A 668-nucleotide genomic window follows, 5' to 3' on the forward strand; every position below is an offset into this window, starting at 1 on the left:
TTCTTTGGGTTATTATAACCTCTTAGAAGCTGTCCAATTTTATTATGCCACTACAGTATAGGTTATGCTGGTTAATGCCTCTACTCGTTGGAACGAGGCTTTAACTCCTTAGATTAACACATGAAGTGCAATATCAAATGCGAGGTGAAAAAAAGACCTAGATGCGCTAGCATCAAAGTCTTTATCCACCGACCAAAGTGAGATTGCAACCATGAACTATACACATCTAAGCCTAGGGGAACGATACCAGATTTATGCCCTTATAGGGGCAGAACATAGTATTAAATTTATAGCTGACACATTAGGAAGAAGTCCTAGCACCATATCAAGAGAGATCAGACGCAATAAAAGCCTTCGAGGTTACCGAGCTAATCATGCTAATAACAAGGCTTGTGACAGACGCTCTAACAATGCTTTCACTATCATCGCTGATGTATGGGATTGGGTCACAGATAAGCTAAAAGACAGCTGGAGTCCTGAACAAATAGCCGGAGTTCATGGTGGTATTAGTCACATGAGCATCTATCGCTATATCTGGAGGGACAAGAGACAAGGCGGCACGTTATGGCAGTGTCTCAGACGCAAAGCCAAACCTTACCGTAAGCGACTAACAGCTGAGACCCGAGGCCGTATCAACGACAGAGTCTCGATTCATGAGCGCCCTTGTA

At 43.4% G+C, this 668-nt stretch carries 1 protein-coding gene; it reads left to right on the forward strand.

Annotated features, from left to right (window positions below; all coding sequences use genetic code 11):
- Positions 1–211: 211 nt before the first annotated feature.
- Positions 212–668, forward strand: a 457-nt coding sequence (locus tag EI161_RS14585) for an IS30 family transposase (RefSeq protein ID WP_192529859.1), incomplete at its 3' end; no start/stop codon positions are given.

Origin of the sequence: Psychrobacter sp. FME5, from assembly GCF_014861375.1 — a bacterium.
In the GTDB taxonomy this organism is placed as follows: domain Bacteria; phylum Pseudomonadota; class Gammaproteobacteria; order Pseudomonadales; family Moraxellaceae; genus Psychrobacter.